General features: G+C 41.7%; 19 protein-coding genes. 6 read left to right on the top strand and 13 right to left on the bottom strand.

What is annotated here, in order from left to right; translation table 11 throughout:
* Window positions 1-398: 398 nt before the first annotated feature.
* The 7 genes from R2Q85_RS20635 to R2Q85_RS20605 all read right to left on the bottom strand — a co-directional run bounded on the left by R2Q85_RS20635 (window position 399) and on the right by R2Q85_RS20605 (window position 4,903).
* On the bottom strand, window positions 399-1,358 hold the full coding sequence (locus R2Q85_RS20635; RefSeq protein ID WP_316813692.1) for a hypothetical protein: 960 nt from the start codon (window positions 1,356-1,358) through the stop codon (window positions 399-401).
* Window positions 1,359-1,471: 113 nt separating this feature from the next.
* Entirely contained in the window at window positions 1,472-1,681 is a 210-nt protein-coding gene (locus R2Q85_RS20630) for a hypothetical protein (protein ID WP_316813691.1), read from the bottom strand.
* A 6-nt stretch (window positions 1,682-1,687) separates the two neighbouring features.
* Complete coding sequence (locus R2Q85_RS20625; protein WP_316813690.1) at window positions 1,688-1,852, bottom strand: hypothetical protein; 165 nt, start codon at window positions 1,850-1,852, stop codon at window positions 1,688-1,690.
* A 63-nt stretch (window positions 1,853-1,915) separates the two neighbouring features.
* On the bottom strand, window positions 1,916-2,521 hold the full coding sequence (locus R2Q85_RS20620; protein WP_316813689.1) for a hypothetical protein: 606 nt from the start codon (window positions 2,519-2,521) through the stop codon (window positions 1,916-1,918).
* A gap of 15 nt (window positions 2,522-2,536) precedes the next feature.
* Window positions 2,537-3,037: a hypothetical protein gene (locus R2Q85_RS20615; RefSeq protein ID WP_316813688.1), complete on the bottom strand. Its 501-nt coding sequence runs from the start codon at window positions 3,035-3,037 to the stop codon at window positions 2,537-2,539.
* A 15-nt stretch (window positions 3,038-3,052) separates the two neighbouring features.
* Window positions 3,053-4,459: a sulfatase gene (locus R2Q85_RS20610; RefSeq protein ID WP_316813687.1), complete on the bottom strand. Its 1,407-nt coding sequence runs from the start codon at window positions 4,457-4,459 to the stop codon at window positions 3,053-3,055.
* Between the two features lie 198 nt (window positions 4,460-4,657).
* Window positions 4,658-4,903 (bottom strand): hypothetical protein, encoded by a 246-nt coding sequence (locus R2Q85_RS20605; RefSeq protein WP_316813686.1) that lies wholly within the window; start codon window positions 4,901-4,903, stop codon window positions 4,658-4,660.
* Window positions 4,904-5,039: 136 nt separating this feature from the next.
* Here R2Q85_RS20605 and R2Q85_RS20600 point away from each other — a divergent pair, with 136 nt between their 5' ends.
* Complete coding sequence (locus R2Q85_RS20600) at window positions 5,040-6,254, top strand: ATP-binding protein (RefSeq protein ID WP_316813685.1); 1,215 nt, start codon at window positions 5,040-5,042, stop codon at window positions 6,252-6,254.
* A 72-nt stretch (window positions 6,255-6,326) separates the two neighbouring features.
* Here R2Q85_RS20600 and R2Q85_RS20595 read toward each other — a convergent pair whose 3' ends face one another.
* Window positions 6,327-7,115: a lytic transglycosylase domain-containing protein gene (locus R2Q85_RS20595; RefSeq protein WP_316813684.1), complete on the bottom strand. Its 789-nt coding sequence runs from the start codon at window positions 7,113-7,115 to the stop codon at window positions 6,327-6,329.
* Window positions 7,116-7,515: 400 nt separating this feature from the next.
* Here R2Q85_RS20595 and R2Q85_RS20590 point away from each other — a divergent pair, with 400 nt between their 5' ends.
* Window positions 7,516-8,934: a pseudouridine synthase gene (locus R2Q85_RS20590; RefSeq protein ID WP_316813683.1), complete on the top strand. Its 1,419-nt coding sequence runs from the start codon at window positions 7,516-7,518 to the stop codon at window positions 8,932-8,934.
* A gap of 9 nt (window positions 8,935-8,943) precedes the next feature.
* Window positions 8,944-10,062 carry a lactonase family protein gene (locus R2Q85_RS20585; RefSeq protein WP_316813682.1) on the top strand — a complete coding sequence of 373 codons (1,119 nt, stop codon included), beginning with the start codon at window positions 8,944-8,946 and terminating at the stop codon, window positions 10,060-10,062.
* Between the two features lie 3 nt (window positions 10,063-10,065).
* Here the strand turns inward: R2Q85_RS20585 and bshA are convergent, their stop codons facing one another.
* From bshA to tilS, 3 genes are all read right to left on the bottom strand, one after another.
* Entirely contained in the window at window positions 10,066-11,223 is a 1,158-nt protein-coding gene (gene bshA, locus R2Q85_RS20580; protein WP_316813681.1) for an N-acetyl-alpha-D-glucosaminyl L-malate synthase BshA, read from the bottom strand.
* A 62-nt stretch (window positions 11,224-11,285) separates the two neighbouring features.
* Window positions 11,286-11,771: a hypothetical protein gene (locus R2Q85_RS20575; RefSeq protein ID WP_316813680.1), complete on the bottom strand. Its 486-nt coding sequence runs from the start codon at window positions 11,769-11,771 to the stop codon at window positions 11,286-11,288.
* A 30-nt stretch (window positions 11,772-11,801) separates the two neighbouring features.
* Window positions 11,802-13,169 (bottom strand): tRNA lysidine(34) synthetase TilS, encoded by a 1,368-nt coding sequence (tilS, locus tag R2Q85_RS20570; RefSeq protein WP_316813679.1) that lies wholly within the window; start codon window positions 13,167-13,169, stop codon window positions 11,802-11,804.
* A gap of 65 nt (window positions 13,170-13,234) precedes the next feature.
* Between tilS and R2Q85_RS20565 the strand changes: the two genes are divergently transcribed.
* Window positions 13,235-15,526, top strand: coding sequence for an OstA-like protein (locus R2Q85_RS20565; RefSeq protein ID WP_316813678.1), 2,292 nt, complete (start codon window positions 13,235-13,237; stop codon window positions 15,524-15,526).
* Here R2Q85_RS20565 and rdgB read toward each other — a convergent pair.
* Window positions 15,501-16,079 (bottom strand): RdgB/HAM1 family non-canonical purine NTP pyrophosphatase, encoded by a 579-nt coding sequence (gene rdgB / locus R2Q85_RS20560; protein WP_316813677.1) that lies wholly within the window; start codon window positions 16,077-16,079, stop codon window positions 15,501-15,503. The two genes, R2Q85_RS20565 and rdgB, sit on opposite strands and share 26 nt — an antisense overlap.
* On the bottom strand, window positions 16,079-16,657 hold the full coding sequence (locus tag R2Q85_RS20555) for a hypothetical protein (protein WP_316813676.1): 579 nt from the start codon (window positions 16,655-16,657) through the stop codon (window positions 16,079-16,081). Before R2Q85_RS20555 ends, rdgB begins: the two co-directional genes overlap by 1 nt.
* A gap of 105 nt (window positions 16,658-16,762) precedes the next feature.
* On the opposite strand from R2Q85_RS20555, the gene R2Q85_RS20550 reads away from it, so the two are divergent.
* Together R2Q85_RS20550 and R2Q85_RS20545 are read left to right on the top strand one after the other, a co-directional pair.
* Window positions 16,763-17,356, top strand: coding sequence for a hypothetical protein (locus R2Q85_RS20550; RefSeq protein WP_316813675.1), 594 nt, complete (start codon window positions 16,763-16,765; stop codon window positions 17,354-17,356).
* Window positions 17,357-17,419: 63 nt separating this feature from the next.
* Window positions 17,420-18,787, top strand: coding sequence for a peptidylprolyl isomerase (locus R2Q85_RS20545; protein ID WP_316813674.1), 1,368 nt, complete (start codon window positions 17,420-17,422; stop codon window positions 18,785-18,787).

Here is an 18,787-nt window from a genome sequence, read left to right as displayed (position 1 = left end):
CCGAGATGCGCCTCTTTTTAATCACCAGTTTTAGGCAGCATTTCAAGAGCAGATCATGTTCCTTTCATTGCTTATTTAACATATTTGTCGAAGAAGTTATATTATGGTTACGTACCCGGTTTTGAAAAATAAAACCGTATGCCGGAGACACTGCCATAAAATCCCGGGCTGTTAAATTTGAGTAAGACTGCGTATCGTAATTTTCATAATGGCAATTTTAGCTTGGTTTGATTAGTTATTGGTAACGCTAATAGATGAATTAATATTTGATTCAGCTGATCAAATGTTGTGCAATTTGTCTCAAAATGTAGCGAATATGCCAAAATCTAATAACTTCTGCCCAATCAATGAGTTCATCAGGGGCAATGTTCAGGGCCATAGCCAGTTGATCAGGATAATCATTTACTGTCCGAAACCCACTTTAAAGGCGCCAGATAAATCCCCTTTTTATCCCATCCGGAATTGGAAATGAACCAGCCTTTCTTTTTGTCGTATATAATTTCAGCGGCATGTACAGGAAGGGAACACACAAAATTTTCCCGGGGAAAGTTCTCCGGATCTTCAGACCAGAAGACCTCTGTCTGATTATACCCTGTCATGGCTCTGCAGATAAAAAGATAAAAAATGCCTTTTCTATGTATAACAAAAGGGCTTTCAGCATCACCGCCCCAGTCTGATACATAAGGTTGTATATGTATTGCCTTTGGCCCCGACCAGTGAAACAGATCAGGACCAGTTCTCAGCGATACCACCGAACGGCAGTCAACTTCGTTATATGTTCTCGTATAATAATAGTAGTACCTGCCTTTATATTTCATCAGGTATGAATCACGTGCATGGCCTGCATCGCTGAAAAGAGGGTTCAGCGCATATCGCTCCCAGCTTTTCAGATCGGTGCTTCTTGCCACGCATAACTGGCCCCAGGAAGCATAATCCGGTGCATTTTTTTGCAGGTTACCGATGTTATAGAACATATAAAAAGCCTTTTTATCTTTTATAACATGCGGTGCCCACAACACCCTTTCTTTCCCTTCCTGAGCTTGCATGGCGTAACCCAGGTCTTTCCATTTCTGCTGTCGTAAAGAACCGGCTGTAATGTGAAAAAATTTAGTTTCCCCCGCCCATGGTCTAACCGGGTGGTGGCCAATAATGCCAAAGGCATGCCAGATACCATCAGTTCCTTTTATAAAACAATGGTCATTGGTATACCATGTGGTATCCTCTACTGACCGTGTTTCGTTAGGATTAAAAATATGCACAAAGGCGCCTGCAATTACCGGCTTTTCATAAATTACTTTTTGAGCGGAAACTGCCCCCGTTATCAGAACGGCTAAACCAGCTATTAAGATTTTTCTCACATCAATGTTCTTTTGAGCACTGGACTGCAGAAAGAATAATAAAAAATGAAGTAAATAAGAGCGGTTTCATAGCGGGTGTTAAAATTCTGATAGCCAATATACTGAAAAAGTTTTTATTTCATTTTCACAATTACTTTTAATGAAGTAATTTCACTCAATCGTGCCCCATCTGCTCCAAGCTCCTTCAGCATGCCTGCACCTACCTTGCACATGGCGTACAGTTGGCTTCGGAAAAAGGTACCCAATCTCCGAAGCCACCTGCACCCAAGCTGCTTTAAACCTGCTTTTAGCCGAACAGCTATATTCCCCATCAACAGCATCATGCTGCTTTACGCCTTGAAGCCGTCCAGGGAATAATTGAGCCGGAAGATATCAGGTTCTTCCCCACTCATATCTTTGAAATCAGAGGTAATTTGCTGATTTTGAAAAATGCCAATAAAGAAACCCAGGTGTTCACCTACTGGAACGATAGCGAATTTTACCAGTTTCAGCACATTAATGAGCTTTAACTGTCTTTCTTATAAAACTTACGTTGATTAAATAGAACTTTATCGCACTTACAAGGGTCTCCTGCGCCTTGCTTCCAATTTAAAAATCTGATGTAATTTTTCCAGTTTTGGATTTGGATCTATAATAAAGTCAGAATTTGACATTACATAAACGACTCCTTCACTACTTCGAGGGTGTTTTACATATGGAACCTTCTTACTCAACACCATTCGGCCCGGAACCCCAAGATGCGAGCCCAAAGTAATTCTGCCAACTGAGGATTTAGATACCAGCAATAATTCAGGATGTTCAACATTGAGATAATCATATTGTAATCCAAAATGGACAGCCACAGGCCGTCTGGCTGCACCTGGTTTAAAATGATAGTACTTTAGCATTTTATCCCAGCTCAATACTTCTGCACTATCTTTTAGCGTAACCTCAACCGCCCCAAACCTGGTATATTTTGTTCCATATTTTGCGGCCTGTGTTTGTGTCAGAGTTATTATTTCACTGATATCATCGCTATTTAAAACCATGAGTGACAATGGATCGGCACGTATTCCATTTACCAGCAGATATGGCCGCCTATAATTGGTATCCAAGGCAGGGCGCTGCGCTTTTGTATTGCTTGCTACCACCAAGAGCGTTAAAAATACAAAGTAATACTTCATTGTTGGTTAGTGCTTTCAGATGTCATTTAATTTCTTTTTAATTTTAACCATAGCAAATGCACGTTTTGAATCCCGTTCCCAACGTTTGAATGCTGCCTGTATGTATATAAAAGTACCCTTTGGCTTACTTTTCTCAGTTTTATTGACGTTGATATCATCTACCATATCCGTTGAAAACACCATTAACTCTGGCTTGGAAATTTTTCTTGCGGAATTGATTGACAATGGAAATTTTAGCACTTCCTCTTCCAGCTGATAAAGTTTTAGCAATTGCTTATAGGAGATGATCTTTTTAGGTTTATGAATGTAAAAAACGATTGATGTATCTGGACTAACGTATTCTCCTATCGAATCTATATCATCTTCATTCAGGAAAAAAACTGATTGGGGAGAAATCTCTTGTTTATTTAAAAAATATCGTGTAGTGGAAGGTTTAGGAAACCTTTCCTGTGCAAACGTAATTGCATAAGTGAAACACAAAACGGTTAACAATAAATAGTCAAAGAGTCTATGCATAAGCTTTATATTTGATTAATTTTTTCTCTCGAAAGGTACATCAAGGGCTGCACCTGGGTCACCCTGTTGCTTCATCCATTCTTTTATCCGGACATCGTACTTTTTGATCATTGCCTGATATTCCTTTTTATCAGCAAGGTTATTTAATTCATACGGATCCTTTAAAATATCATAAAACTCTACGGCAGGCCGTTTGGCGATCCTGTCCGTCAGAAATTTTGCGTGTTCATCCGTATTTGCTTTATTCATCCAGGTGTACCATGCAGATCCTTTATTTGCCATGTTCATCATGTATTTGATGTAATAACTGCTTTCTGAATTCAGGTTTAACAATAACTTATAATGAGCATCTCTTACGCTTCTGATCGCATAAGCTGGCCCTTCAGGAAAATTATTATAAATACCAAAAGCCACATCTCTATGTTTTTCCGTTTTCCCGTTAATTACATTTAAAAAGCTTTTTCCATCTAATCCCGCTATGGGTTTACCGCCCGCAATATCAATTAAGGTAGGTGTTATATCTTCATATTGTACAATGGCCTCAGTTTCGCTTTTTGGTTGTACCAATCCCGGCCACTTCACAATCATCGAGCTCTTCTGCCCGTTATCGTATAATGTCCATTTCCCACCTGGAAATTGCGGCCCCTGTTCGCCCAGAAAGATCACTATCGTATGCTTGTCCTGCCCGGTTTCTTTTAAAAGATTCATGATATCCCCTACCTGATTATCCAGTCTTCTTACTTCAGCCAGATATTTACAAAACTGCTTTCTTGTTAATTTGGTATCTACCCAGTGTGCGGGTAATTTGAGTTGATCGGCGTTAAATTCTGAAGAATCACCGACGGTCCAGGGTGTGTGGGGATTTATGCTCATTACAAATAAACAATACGGGTCTTTTTTTGTAATGTAGCTTTTTACACTGTCCAAATAATATTCATCAGTAGCGGAAACGCAGTTTGGTTCAAAGCCCTTTACCCTATCAAAGGGAAAAACAGATCTGGGCGTGGTGACATGGTCCTTACCAGTAAGCCCTACCCTGTATCCCAGGCTTCTTAAATAATGATTTACACTCTTTAAATTGTCGTAAACTGGTTTATGGTTTTGATAAGCACCATGTTTTAGTGGGTATTGGCCGGTAAACAAGGAGGCTCTGGTTGGTACACAAATAGCCTCTGAGGCAATGATCTGATTAAATTTAAGTCCTTCTGAAGCGAGCTCATCAATATATTTTGTTTTAAGATTTTGACCGCCATAACAACTGAGCTGCCTGGAGTCCAGGTCATCGGCCATGATGATGATGATATTGAATTTTTGATCGGGTTTTAGTTTTTTAACAGGAATAAAAGAAGCTAGTGTATTCAAAATCAAAACTCCTGTTAAAAAAAGTACAATACCGGGTAAATATTTCATTTTAGGTTTCATTTCATGGCTTTAGTTAAATATACAGGATGAAGTGTTAATCTACAACTAAAAATTTTGGAGAGAAAGGTCACTTGATTGAGTTATGTTGGTCATCTATGCTCCTTACGGTTTGCACGATCGACCAGATATTGGGCAGTACATATCCTTGTAAACAATAGCATACATAAGAAAAGAAGGAGTTTTTTTGATTTCATCTTTTTAAGGTTCTACTTTAAAAAAAGTGGGCTTGATGACAGACCCCATCCCGCCATTCATATTGCTCCCTTCTATCACAATGGTATAGCTGGCCGGCAGATCGGCGGCATAAAAGGAAATGGTGGCTTCTCCTTTTTCATTGGTAATGATATTGGGTTCCCAATGAATCGTAGAACGGATATCGGTTCCCGAGATCTCCTTGTTGAGGTATTTAGGGCTATAGAATTGATGATCAACCTCTTTCCCCATTTGCGTGTTTTTATAGATTTACAGCGGCATATTTTCTTCAATCATAACGTACTCTTCTCTTAAATTTAATATTTTTGTACGTTATGATTGAAGGTTTTATTATATTTGACAAAACCTTCAATTATACTAGAATCTTATGAGCGAAGATCTAATTATACGTTCTGGATACATCGAAAAGATTAAACCTTTTATTGGCAAAAATCTTATCAAAGTCTTGACCGGGCAACGTCGGGTTGGAAAGAGCTATATGCTCAAACAACTCATAGCGCAGATTCGCATTACAGAACCAAATGCAAATGTTATTTACATAGATAAAGAGTTAGAGGATTTTTCTGCTCTTAAAAATCACAAAGATTTGGATAACTATGTAAAACAGCATTTGTCAGCAGATCAGAAAAACTATTTGTTTATTGATGAGGTGCAGGAAATTGAAGAATTTCAGCATAGCTTACGCAGTTTGCTGAATCAAAAATCCTGTGATATTTATTGTACGGGTAGTAATGCAACCATGTTATCAGGCGAATTGGCAACGCTACTCGCTGGACGATACATGGAATTCTCCATCCATGGATTAAGTTATACTGAGTTTCTGGAATTTAACCAACTTAAAGAGTCTGTCGAAAACCTAAATTTATACCTCACGCTTGGGGGTATGCCTTATCAACACAATATTGGAACAGATCCTGCTATTGTGTTTGAATATCTCAAGAATCTATATGCTTCCATATTGCTTCGTGATGTGGTTAGCAGGGAAAATATACGAAATGTTGCCTTATTGGAGAATTTAGTGATGTTTCTAGCGGACAATACAGGTAGTCTATTGTCTGCCCAAAACATTAGTAAATACCTCAAATCACAGCAGATCAATATTCCTACTCAATCCGTAATCAATTATCTTAAAGCATTAACCAATGCTTATTTTGTGCATAAAGTATCAAGAGCGGATATTCAGGGACTGAAAATATTTGAAATCGGTGAAAAGTATTATTTTGAGGATCTTGGTCTTAGAAATAGCATACGCCCTATGAATTATCGTGGTGACATTGCCAAGCTTATGGAAAATGCAGTTTACCTTCACTTAATTCGTAATGGTTATCGTGTCTATGTTGGGAAATCGGAGGATAAAGAAATTGATTTCATGGCCGAAAAAAATGGTGAACGCCGATACGTCCAGGTTACTTATTTATTAACAGATAAAAATACTGTCGAGCGGGAATTTGGTAACCTCAATGAAATACCCGACAATTATCCAAAATACGTTGTTACTATGGACGAGTTAAAACCACTCAATACCTATAAAGGGATACAACAGATTCACCTACGTCAATTTCTACAAATGGAAACGATCTAAGAAACAAAAAGAGGTTGATCATCTCTTATCGATGATCAACCTCTTTCCCCATTTGCGTGTATTTGTATTTTTTTATTCTGAATGTTTTTCTTCAGCTTTTTCTGCGTTGTAAGCCAGCAATGCCCTGGGGGCTCTGTAGCCATAACGAACAGGATCTTTCATGATCTCTTTCATGGATATCAATTTGTAAACATATCCGCCTGTTTCGCGGTTTAGTTTCATTTTGAAATAATTATCCTGGTTTTGCCTGTTGATCTGGCGTTTCATGTGGTTGTCACCTACATTATATGCGGCAGCAACCAAGGTCCAGCTGTCAAAAATGCCGTAAAGCTCTTTGATGTATTTGGCAGCTGCAATAGTGGATTTACGTAAATTTTTACGCTCGTCTACCCTTGAATTAACTTTTAAACCATACATGCGTGCTGTTCCGGGCATAAATTGCCAGAAACCTGCAGCCCCTTTAGGTGATACGCCACTGTTAAGTCCGGATTCTACTAAAGGCATATATTTAAAATCTTCCGGAATGCCGTAAGCGGCAAGGATAGGCTCGATAATCGGAAACCATTCCGCTGCCTTTCTATGCAGCATATTGGTTTGTAAATTACTGAAATAATGCGCAGCAAGTGTCTTTTTCATTTTTTTCTCTACCCTGGCATCACCTATAGGTAGCGACTCTTCTGCAAAATTTAACTGAGCCATCAGAGATAATGGCTTCCTGATCTTTTTTACTGTATCTTTTTTTGTTGTTTTTTCTTCTTTTGAAATACTTTTCGCTGCTTGGGGCATGTTGTAAGCAAACACTTTTGCCATAACCAGTAATGCAATAATTACCGTACATGGTATGATGTGTTTCTTTATCATTTTCCTCCTTTTTTTGGTTAACAATTATAAAACGCCTGCAAACATACGACATATTTATCTAATTATCAACTAATTACAAATTTAAGCGCAAAAATCACCGTTTATATATGTTTAAACGGCGATTTATATTTATCTTCAGCAAGCGAAATTAGGGATGTAATGCGCGGCCCTTTTTAAGACCAAAATTACCCTCTTTCGAACTGTGGTTGACCTCATCAGCATTCAAAATTAAACCGGCAACAGCAGGTAAAATTTCCGGTCAAACCCGGAATTGACCCACCGGGCAATGATCATCCCTTAAATCCAGCTTGCCTCCCGCAGCTCCGGATACTAAAATTGCGAATCAGCGCAATTTTATGTAATTTTGTCGCCGCATAAATTATGCGGCTAAAAGCGTATCATGATCAAAAATAACAACAGGAACAGTCGGGATGACAAGTCCAAACCGGGAAACCGAAGCACAACAAGCAAAAAACCAGATGGAGCAGCATCTTCATACAAGGGGAAAAGCAAGTTTGAGGATAAAGAAGGGAAAGAAAATAAAGCTGGCGATGCAAAGGAATTTAAACCGAGAACTCCGGGAGCCTTTGGTGCCTCAAGGGGAACAAAAGCCGGCGACAAAAAAGAGTATAAGCCAAGAGCAGGCAAAGAAGGTGATTCAAGAAGCTATAAGCCAAGAACTGAAAATGATGCAAAAGAATTCAGGCCAAGAAGTTCAGGTAGTGATTTCAAGCCAAGGGCAGGAAGAGATGGAGATGCGAAAAGCTTTGGTTCAAGAGAAAAACCAGCCGGAGAAAGTAAACGCAGTTACATAAAGAAAGATAATTTTAGTACGGGAGGGGATAAACCTTTCCGGAAATTTGATGATAAAAAAAGTCAGAGCCCAAGAAGCACTGACAGCAGGCCATTTAGAAAAAGGGAAGACGAGCAAGCCAAACAAGGCTTTAAGCCTTGGGAAGGCCGCCCGGAACGCACTGAACGCAGCGATCGTCCGGAACGCTCCGCAAGCGCATCCCGCCAGGAACGCAACAATACCTGGAATGGCCCGGAAAAGGCGCCAACCATGCGGGGCAGAAAAAATGCTCCTGCACCAAAAGATGATGGCCTGATCCGTTTAAACCGTTACATTTCCAATTCAGGTATCTGTTCGCGCCGTAAGGCAGATGAACTGATTGAAGCTGGCGTAGTTTCTGTAAACGGGGAAGTTGTTTCTGAGCTTGGGCACAAAATTGACCCGGTTAAAGACCAGGTACGCTACAATGGCGAACTCCTTAAACGTGAAAAGAAGGTTTATGTATTGTTAAACAAGCCTAAAGATTACATCACTACAACTGATGATCCACAGGAACGCCGTACAGTAATGCAGCTGGTAGAAAAAGCCAGCAGAGAACGCATTTACCCCGTAGGCCGCTTAGACAGGAATACCACCGGTTTATTGCTGATGACCAATGATGGTGAACTGGCAGACAAACTTTCTCATCCGAAAAATGGCATCACCAAAATATATCATGTGGAACTGAACAGAAGCCTGAGCCAGGGTGATCTGAACAAAATTCAGTTCGGACTGGAGCTGGAAGATGGAATGATTAAACCAGATTCTGTATCTTACGTAACTGGTGGCTCCAAGCGTGAGGTAGGCATCCAGATCCACAGCGGAAAAAACAGGATTGTACGCCGTATTTTCGAACACCTGGGATATGATGTGGTAAAACTGGACCGTGTGGTATATGGTAACCTGACCAAGAAAGACCTTCCGCGTGGAAGATGGCGTTTCCTGGAAGAGCATGAGCTGATCCAGATCAAGCACCTGATTAAATAAACAATATATATGAATAAGATCTGCTCACTTTTACTGGTTACCTTTTGTACGCTGCAAGGCTTTGCACAAAAAAATAACTATAATCTGATTATCGGAACGTATACCAGTCCGGGTAAAAGTGAGGGGATCTACCTCTATAGCTTTGATGTAAACACCGCTGAGTTCAAATTCAGGACCGTGGCCAAAGATGTGACCAACCCCAGTTACCTGGCGGTAAGCAAAGACAACAAATTTGTTTATTCGGTAGCGGAGGCTCCTGGTAACAGTGCTGTGGCGGCTTTTGCTTTTGACGGAGTTAAAGGTGGGTTTAGCTTTTTAAATAAGCAGACCACTACTAGTCAGGGGCCTTGTTTTGTGGCCGCCAATGGAAAAAATGTCTTCTCCGCCAATTACGGAGGTGGCAGCATGTCTGTTTTCGGCATTGAAAAAAACGGTTCATTAAGCCCTTTGAAACAGCTTGTTCAACATACCGGCAAAAGCATAGACCCTAAAAAACGTCAGGAAAGTGCCCATGCACACCAGGTACAGTTTACGCCAGACCAAAAATACATCGTATGTACAGACCTTGGTGAAGACCAGGTATACCTCTACAATTATGACCCCGCAAGCAAGGCGCAGGTGCTAACGGTAAAAAAAACGATAAAAACAACTCCCGGCAGTGGGCCAAGGCATCTTGCATTTAGTCCAAATGGCAGATTCGCTTATCTGGCACATGAATTTAATGGCAGCATCACTGTTTTTACCTATGCCAATGGCAATCTGAACAAAATCCAGGAGATCGGAACAGTGGTCAAAGATTTTCAGGGAAGAATTGACGGCGCCGACATCCATGTATCGCCCGATGGCAAGTTTGTATATGAAACCAACCGCGGCGACGCCAATACCATCTCTGCATTTGCCGTGCAGCCTGATGGCAAACTCTCTTTTGTAGAAACCGTCAGTACGATGGGCAAGGGGCCAAGAAATTTCAGTATCGATCCGACAGGGAAGTATTTACTGGTTGGGCATCAGTACACTAATGAGGTAGTGATTTTTGAGCGCAATAAAAAAACCGGCACCTTAAAGGATACCGGTAAAAGAATAGCCATCGGTGCGCCGGTTTGTTTGCTGTTCACAGCGGTTAAATAGATTTTAAGCCTCCCTGTTGCAGCCGTGTAATTTGCGCGATTCCTCAATAACTTTATTGTAATAGTTCACATAATCGGGAAGGATTTTCTTCAGGTCGAAATCCTTTGCCCTTGCAAATGCGTTTTCTTTAAACTGTTTCAAGACCTCATCGCTTTCCAGGATATGAATGGCTTTATTGGCCATATCTTCCACATCGCCCACGTTGCTCATAAAACCCGAGAAACCATCAACATTGAGCTCCGGCAGCCCGCCTGAATTAGAAGTAATGGCAGGAACCTTACACGCCATGGCTTCCAAGGCAGCCAAACCAAAACTTTCAGACTCTGAAGGCATTAAAAACAGGTCGGATACGGAGAGGATCTCTTCCACAGCATCCTGTTTACCCAGGAAACGGACGTGTTCGCCGATACCGAGTGTTCTGCAGAGCTGTTCATCGTAAGCGCGCTCCGGGCCATCCCCTACCATTAATAGCTTAGAAGGGATCTTTTCCTGGATTTTCTGGAAAATCCGGATCACATCGGCTGTGCGCTTTACCTTTCTGAAATTGGAAGTATGGATCAGGATGCGTTCGTTATTTGGTGCGATGGCTTTTTTAAAATGATCTTTAGGCTTTAAGCTAAAACGGGTAAAATCGATGAAATTAGGGATGACCCTGATCTCATTGGTAATTTCAAAGTGCTCTTCTGTATCTTTCTTTAAACTTTCGGACACCGTGGTTACGCCATCTGATTTGTTGATGGAAAAGGTAACTACAGGTTTATAGGTCGGATCTTTTCCTACTAGGGTAATGTCCGTTCCGTGCAGGGTGGTTACAAAAGGGATATAGATACCATAGGTTTCCAGGATCTGCTTGGCCATAAATGCAGCGGATGCATGTGGTATGGCATAGTGCACATGCAGGATATCGAGTTGTTCAAAACGGACCACATCTACCAGTTTGCTGGCCAGCGCCGATTCGTAAGGCGCATAGTCGAACAAAGGATAATCCCTTACGGATACTTCATGATAAAAAAGATTGGCAGAGAAAAAGTCGAGACGTGCCGGCTGGCTGTATGTGATAAAATGTACCTGATGACCTTCGTCGGCAAGTGCCTTTCCCAGTTCAGTGGCTACTACACCACTCCCACCAAAAGTCGGGTAACAAACAATACCTATTTTCATTTATATTCTTTAATGCTGCAAAGTACTGCACTTAAACTGAGCTTTGTGTTAAACAATTGCAATTATTTAACTTTCATTTCTTCCTGAATGACCAGGTACATCTCGTTTGGCCTTTGGGTGCCAATGTAATATTCGAAACCATCACGGTCTGTTAACACTACGGCATCCTTACCAGAAGAATAAAACCTTATGCTTCCTTTACGGTGCAGGTTGTACACCGGGTTGTTGAACAGGTAATTGCTGTATTTGTCTTTTCTGACCTTAACGATGCTGTTCAGGTCGATCTCTACCTTTTTTGCTGACCAAAGGCCATCGATGACAATCTTTTTCTGGTCTATGGTGATTTTATACTGGATCAGGAAAAGCAGGAGGATAGAAACACCGATGATACCGAAGCCTACGATCAGGAACAGGTCCTGCGTATTGTCCCGGTCACGTTCATAAACATAAGCAGCAAAACAGAATGCCGCCATTACCAGCCTGATACAGATCCTGATGTAATCGCGGCCAATGTATTGTTTTTCGAAAAAAGCGTATCGGTTCCCCATGTATGCGTGTGTTTTATGGTGTGGATAAAGTTAAGCTTTATTTTGTTTAGGAATTGTAATAAGTACCTGCTTCAGTTCAAAGATGGTTACATTTTTTGTGTTTGCAGTAATGCGATACCTGTGGTCCTGCCTTAAACCGGCAATCCAGATGACCTCTCCGTTGCCATTTACCAGCACAGGGACCTGATCTTTGTCGTTAAGGGGAATTTTCTCGTCAATAAAAAAATCGCTCAGTTTTTTAAAGCCTTTCATACCCATTGGCTTAAACCTGTCGCCGGGCTGCCTGCTCCGCAGTACCAATGGAAATTGCAACTGAGCGGTATCCACATAAGCCTTGTTCCTGTTCTGCTCAAACTGCAGTTCTGTTGTGCCGGATATCAGCAACTGACTGCCTGGCAGGTTTACTAAGGTATCCCGGCTATGAATAGTTTGCTGTGCAAGCTGCTGATCCGAGATATCGATGGAACTGATGATCAGTGCGGTCCGGTCTACAATAACACGGTGCGAGCTGCTGTAAAAAGAAGTGCCGCTTTGTTTTTCCAATGAGGCTGCAAGCTCAATTACTACATATTCTGTAAAATTAAAAGGCCGCAGGAGTTCAAAGAGCAGCAGACGCTGGGGTTTCAGCGCTTTTATCTTTTTCAGGGACAAATAAAATTTGCCCTCTTTTTCTATCAGTAGTTTTTGCTTTAATCCGGCTACTGCGTTCTGCAAAACCAGTTCAGTTTCTGCAAAACGCTGAATATTGCCTGCAAAAGTGCTTTCCAGGTTTCCGTTGATTTCTTTTAGATGAGGGATAACGTCTAACCTGAGTTTGTTTCGGGCATAATCCGTGCTTTTGTTCGAGCTGTCCTCTACATAATCAAGTCCAAAAGCATCAATTAAGACCGTAACATCAGCACTGGTCAAAAAAAGCAAAGGTCTGATCAGGCGTCCTCTTTTTGGAAGTATGCCATGCAGACCGGCAATCCCGGTGCCGCGTACCAGGTTCAGCAGCACCGTTTCCAGGGCATCGTTCTGATGTTGTGCCAGCGCAATCGCCTGATAGTTATGCGCTGCCCTGATCTCTTCAAACCATTCGTAACGCAGGTTCCTGGCAGCCATTTGAGTGGAAAGCTTATGGCTGGCAGCATAGGTTTTGGTTTGAAAATGAACCACATGAAAGGGGACATCCATGGTAGCAGCCAGCATTTTCACAAAGCTTTCGTCCCGCTGTGATTCAGCGGCCCTTAAATTAAAGTTACAGTGCGCAATACCAAAATTGAATCCGGAGAGTTTAAATAAATGTGCCATCAAAACAGAATCTTTACCACCGCTAACTGCCAGCAGGATTTTATCACCTGCCTGGAAAAGCGCATGTTTGCGGATGAAAGATTCGAGGTTTTGCAGGAGTATCATGTTTCAAAAATAAGGAATAAAAATTCATGGTAACTTTATACACATTAAAAAACTAAATTTGCAACGTGCATACCTTACGTTATTTTCTGATCGCCTTGCTGTTCCCCTTCTCTGTGCTTGCGCAGCAGAAGACAAAGATCAATGTTGAACGCTTTGACGCAACAAACACAGATAGAAAAGACAAAAACAATCCCATTTCTTATTTGAGAAAGCCTACTTTCAGGCAGGACAATGCAACCCTGACCTGCGATAGTGCGGTTTTTTATCCTACAAAGAATGTTTTTGATGCTTTTGGAAACGTACACATCAACCAGGCCGATACCATCAACATTTATTCCGACCGCCTAAATTATAACGGAAACACAAAAATTGCGCATCTGACTAGTAATGTACGGATGGTGGACAATGAAAATACACTGACCACCAATATCCTGGATTACAATATGGCCACGAAGGTTGGAACTTATGTTACCGGTGGTAAAATTGTAAACAAAGACGTCACACTGACCAGTAAGAACGGCTATTATTTTTCCAACAGCCGCGATGCTTATTTCAGGTATAACGTGGTGGTCGTGACGCCGGAAAGTGTGATCAAATCTGATACCTTAAGGTACAATACCTTAACCAACTGGACCTATTTTTACGGCCCTACCAATATTAAAGGCAAAGATGATAACCTGTATACAGAAAACGGGGCTTATAATACCAAAACCCAATATGCCTATTTTGGAAAAAAGAACCTGTATACCATGAATACCAAATCGCTGAAGGGCGACAGCCTGTATTATGACGGAATTGCAGGCTATGGAAAAGCCGTAAGGAATATTGTTTTTAAAGACACGGCAGATAAAACCGTGATGTACGGGCAACTGGGTTTCTATTACAAAAAGGATGAACGAACGCTGGTGACTAAAAACCCATATGTAGGTATGGGAACGGCTGATTCTACAAAGGTGAACAACAAATTGCAGCCAGACAGCTTATGGATGGGAGCTGATACCCTGGAAACGCAAATGGTCCTTAAAAAATCGCTGGTACTGATTTCCTCTCCCGTGATCAAAAAGGACAATGAACTGGGCGAAGCTGACGAAGAAGAAGGGCCAAAGGAAGCAAAGGTTGGTACAACAAAAAAAACTGCGGCAACAGAAGAAACCGGGGCCAAAAAAGCACCCGGAAAGCCGGATAAAAAGCAGCGCAAAAAGGACAAAAACCGGGATAAGAATATACCGGATACAGCCAGGGATTCTGTCCTGAACGACAGTTTAGCTAAGGACAGTACGCTCCTTAAAAAAATACCCCCGCAGCTAAAGGATTCCTTACTTGCCTCAAAGGCCGACTCCCTGATCAAGACCGGAAAGGATAGTCTGGCCAAAGCGATTAAGGCTGTACCAACGTTGAAAGCAAAGGCTGATACTTTACTAAAAGGGAAAGCGAATACTGAAAAGCTCAAGGGCGTGTTGCCTGGCGCAAAGCAGGCGGCAAACCAGGTGCAGACCAAAAAGCCCCTGCTGAAAGATTCGATTCCATTTAACCCGGAAGATACCGTCAGGACCAGGGTCATCAAAGCTTACCATAACGTACGGGTTTATAAGGCGAACATGCAGGCTAAAGCCGATTCCCTGTTCTACACCAGTGCAGATTCTACTTTGAGGTGGTACAGAGATCCTATCCTTTGGTCCGAAGGTTCACAGCAAACCGGAGATACGATTTATCTGCAGCTAAAAAACAAAAAACTGAATACCCTGCAGGTTTTGCAGAAAGCTTTCCTGGTGAATGTAAATGCCGATTCGGTCAGGCATAACCAGATCAAAGGAAAACTCATTACGGCCTTCTTTAAGGATGGGAAGCTCAAAAACATGTTTGTGGACGGAAATGCAGAAAGCATTTATTTTAACCAGGATGACAAAGGCTTGTATACCGATATGAACCAAACGGTGAGCAGCAGGATAAAGATCCTCTTTAAAGAAAAACAGATTGAAAGGATTATCACCATACGGGATCCTGAAGGGGTAAGAACACCCATGCCGGAATTAAAGGAAGAGGTCTTTTTAACTGGTTTTACTTGGAGGCCGGAACAAAGGCCCTTATCTAAAAAAGAAGTGATCAATGGCAAGCCAAAAGCGAAACCGGCAGCTAAGAAAGCTGTGCCTGCAGCAAAATCATCGCCTAAAGCGGGAAACAAAACAGACAAACCTTTGGTTAAAGCTATTCCTATAGCTGAAAAGGACAGCACGGGGGTTAAAATTGGGTTACCAAAGACAGACATTTTACCGAAGGCAGACAGTATACTGAAAGTTTTGCCAAAAAAAGATACGCTGAAAACGGATACCCTTAAGCCTGTTCCTTTAAAAAAGTAATCAGTTTGCCCATGGCCAATGCCCTGTGACTGATCTCATTTTTTTGGGCCATGCTCATTTCGGCAAAAGTCTGGGTATAGCCTGATGGTTCAAAAATGGGATCATATCCAAATCCCTGACTGCCAGCTGGGATTTCCCGGATGGTTCCATAAACCAGCCCTTCAAACAAAAAATGTTCCTTCCCCCTCACTAAAGAAATTACGGTTCTGAAACGTGCTTTCCTGTTTTCCTGTCCTTCCATCTTTTGAAGCACCAGCTTTAAATTTTCCTGGTCGTCTTTCAGCCCGGAATACCTGGCCGAGAAGATCCCAGGTTCCTGGTTTAAAGCCTCGATTTCTAGTCCGCTATCGTCTGCAAAACAGTCTAACTGGTAATGGTCAACCACATACTGGCTTTTGAGCGCGGCATTCTCTGCGAAAGTACTCCCCGTTTCCGGAATATCAACGGTACAGCCGATATCACGCAGGTTGAGTACCTTATACTGAGCAGAAAGCAGCTCACGTACTTCCTGGGTTTTGTGCTGGTTATTGGTAGCAAATACAAGTTCTCTCATTATAATCCAAGATTTTGCAGGCAGCTCCATAATGCCTTTTTACCCGCTGGGTTTTGATCCAGCTTTCTAAGTTCAGCTGAAAAGATCATTTTTACTGTGCCTTCCATCACAATGGCATGTTCAGGATGGCTGCTCAATGACAACTGCTTGGGGGTTACCCCAAAAGCAAACACCAGCGTACTGGAGAAAAAATCCATCAATTGTTTAAAGCCTGTGTCTTTATAAGCGGCATAATTCAGCAGCGCAAAATCGTTTGCGCTCAGGTTTATAGATTTTACAATCTTTCTGAGCAGCTCCCGCCCCAATTCATCGCTGACCTCGTTGTGTTCATCGTTCACCAGGATCAGTATGTTGCGCTTATTTTTACCCAGGAATTTAAAGCTGACTACCTCTGGAACAACGGCTGCCTCAGCTTGGGCTATGGCAACCGGCACAGGGTTTTCCAGGGGCCTGACAGGGGCCTGCGCAACCAGAGCAGCAGCCTCAGCTGGCTGCAGATCAGGCTCATTTACCAAATAAACATCATCGTTAAAAAACAAATACAGGGCTGAGCTATCGGCGGTTAACAGGCTATCCATTCATGATAATTTTACTGGGAATCTTTTTTCTGTTAAAATTAGTTAAATATCTTATTATAGTGCCTTTATTTATTACTTTTATGCCTTAAAAATATACACGCTTTTGTGAGAAAAGTTTATTGCGCTATTATTTTATGCCTTTTCCTGGAGGCTACATTTGCACAAAATGTAGCAAGCATTAATGGAAAGCCTATAAGTAATAAAGAGTTCATCTGGTTTTATAAAAAAAACCACCTGGGCCATACCAATGTTGCCTATAAAGATTTGGAAGCTTATTTAAATCAGTATATCAATTTCAAACTTAAAGTGCTGGATGCGAGAGAAATGGGCCTGGATAGGGATACGGCTTACCTGACAGAGATCAAAAACTACCAAGCGGCTTTGGATGCGCAAAAAAAGACGGCTAAAAACAATCCTGCTTATGATATGATCAGGAATGAATACAGGGAAGCGGCATTGATGTTTAACGCGTCTGAAATAAAAATATGGAACAAGGTCCAGAACGACGAGGCCCAGCTTCGCCTTTTTTATGATAAAAACAAGAGCAGTTATTTGCCCGGCAGTTTTGAAGCGCTTAAAGGAAAAGTGATTGCAGACTATCAGGACAGCCTGGAGAAGGACTGGATCGCTGCATTGAGAAAGAAATATACGGTAAAAATTAACCAGACGGAAGTAAAGAAACTGGCAAAGTTGGATTAAAGCTGCCATTAGATGCCGGAGAATATTAAATTTGCAAAAGGAATACAATTGAATAAATAAATAATGAAGAAATTTTTAGTGATGGCAAGCGGATTCATCTGCTTGTTTTTAAACACGCAGGCACAAAAGAAAAACATAGACAAAGTAGTGGCTGTGCTTGGGGGCAACATTATTCTGCTGTCTGATTTAAATCAGCAGTATGCACAATTCCTGAATTCGGGCAATACGGATGATCCAAAAGTAAAATGTTATATCCTGCAACAGATGCTGGCCCAGAAACTGTTGAAACAACAGGCAGAGATCGACTCTGTTATGGTTGATGATTCGCAGATTGATGAGGAAGTGGAAAAACGGATGCGTTACCAGATCCAAAAGGCTGGCGGGCAGGAGCGTCTGGAGCAGTTCCTGAACAGATCAGTATTGCAGTATAAAGACGAGATCAGGCCGGATATCAAGGAGCAGCTGATCTCTAATAAAATGCAGGCTAAGATTACCCAAGATGTGAGCATCACCCCACTGGAGGTTAAAAAATATTTTGATGGCTACCAGAAAGACAGCCTGCCTGATATTCCTACTGAGTTTGAAATCGGGGAGATTGTGATGTACCCTAAACTGACCAAAGCAGAGAAACAAAAGTACTATGATAAGATTGACGCTTTACGTTTAAGGGTAAAGAGCGGTGAAGATTTTGCTTTTCTGGCCAAATCGTACTCTGAAGATCCGGGATCTGCCCCTGATGGTGGTGACCTGGGCTTTTTTGACCGTACCAGAATGGTAAAGGAATTTACCGCATGGGCCTTCAAATTAAAACCAGGTGAAATGTCGCCGGTATTTGAAACAGAGCATGGTTTCCATATTTTACAGGTAGTTGAACGACGCGGAGAGCAGGTTCAGGCCCGTCATATTCTGATCCGCCCGCAAAATACCCCGGCAAGTTTAGACCGCGTAAAACTGCAGGCCGATACGATCTACAAAAGCCTGGTAAACAAGAAAATTCCTTTTTCTACGGCTGCTTCCCTGTATTCAGACAATAAAGAATCACAATATAATGGAGGGATGCTGCTGTATGCCGACAACGTTACGGCCAGAACTACCTTTATCCCTGCCGATAAACTGGACCCTAAAGTATTCCTGATTGTAGATACCATGAAGGTTGGCTCCATGTCTACACCTTCACTTTTTACAGACCAGAGTGGCAAGGACGGTTATAAGATCCTTTACCTGAAATCCAAGATCCCTCCTCACAAAGGAAACCTGGAGCAGGATTATGCAAAGTTTAAAGAAAAGGCCCAGCAGGAAAAAACCGACAAGATTTTAAGTGAATGGTTTGAAAAGAGAAGGGAAAATACCTATATCCGGATTGATGAGGATTATGATGACTGTGATGAGCTGAAAATCTGGACAGCCGCTTCCAAAGCCGCAAAAAAATAA

The organism is Pedobacter heparinus, assembly GCF_032678725.1.
Classification (GTDB): Bacteria; Bacteroidota; Bacteroidia; order Sphingobacteriales; family Sphingobacteriaceae; genus Pedobacter; species Pedobacter heparinus_A.
Note: the sequence above shows the minus strand (reverse complement) of the source record. Positions and strands in the feature narration are given on the sequence as shown.

Coding starts and splice junctions, on each gene's coding strand:
- R2Q85_RS20555 (WP_316813676.1), bottom strand. CDS start 16,657: ATGGATAGCCTGTTAACCGCCGATAGCTCAGCCCTGTATTTGTTTTTT.
- R2Q85_RS20585 (WP_316813682.1), top strand. CDS start 8,944: ATGAATAAGATCTGCTCACTTTTACTGGTTACCTTTTGTACGCTGCAA.
- R2Q85_RS20630 (WP_316813691.1), bottom strand. CDS start 1,681: ATGATGCTGTTGATGGGGAATATAGCTGTTCGGCTAAAAGCAGGTTTA.
- tilS (WP_316813679.1), bottom strand. CDS start 13,169: ATGATACTCCTGCAAAACCTCGAATCTTTCATCCGCAAACATGCGCTT.
- R2Q85_RS20590 (WP_316813683.1), top strand. CDS start 7,516: ATGATCAAAAATAACAACAGGAACAGTCGGGATGACAAGTCCAAACCG.
- R2Q85_RS20610 (WP_316813687.1), bottom strand. CDS start 4,459: ATGAAACCTAAAATGAAATATTTACCCGGTATTGTACTTTTTTTAACA.
- R2Q85_RS20615 (WP_316813688.1), bottom strand. CDS start 3,037: ATGCATAGACTCTTTGACTATTTATTGTTAACCGTTTTGTGTTTCACT.
- R2Q85_RS20620 (WP_316813689.1), bottom strand. CDS start 2,521: ATGAAGTATTACTTTGTATTTTTAACGCTCTTGGTGGTAGCAAGCAAT.
- R2Q85_RS20575 (WP_316813680.1), bottom strand. CDS start 11,771: ATGGGGAACCGATACGCTTTTTTCGAAAAACAATACATTGGCCGCGAT.
- rdgB (WP_316813677.1), bottom strand. CDS start 16,079: ATGAGAGAACTTGTATTTGCTACCAATAACCAGCACAAAACCCAGGAA.
- R2Q85_RS20595 (WP_316813684.1), bottom strand. CDS start 7,115: ATGATAAAGAAACACATCATACCATGTACGGTAATTATTGCATTACTG.
- R2Q85_RS20605 (WP_316813686.1), bottom strand. CDS start 4,903: ATGGGGAAAGAGGTTGATCATCAATTCTATAGCCCTAAATACCTCAAC.
- R2Q85_RS20545 (WP_316813674.1), top strand. CDS start 17,420: ATGAAGAAATTTTTAGTGATGGCAAGCGGATTCATCTGCTTGTTTTTA.
- R2Q85_RS20600 (WP_316813685.1), top strand. CDS start 5,040: ATGAGCGAAGATCTAATTATACGTTCTGGATACATCGAAAAGATTAAA.
- bshA (WP_316813681.1), bottom strand. CDS start 11,223: ATGAAAATAGGTATTGTTTGTTACCCGACTTTTGGTGGGAGTGGTGTA.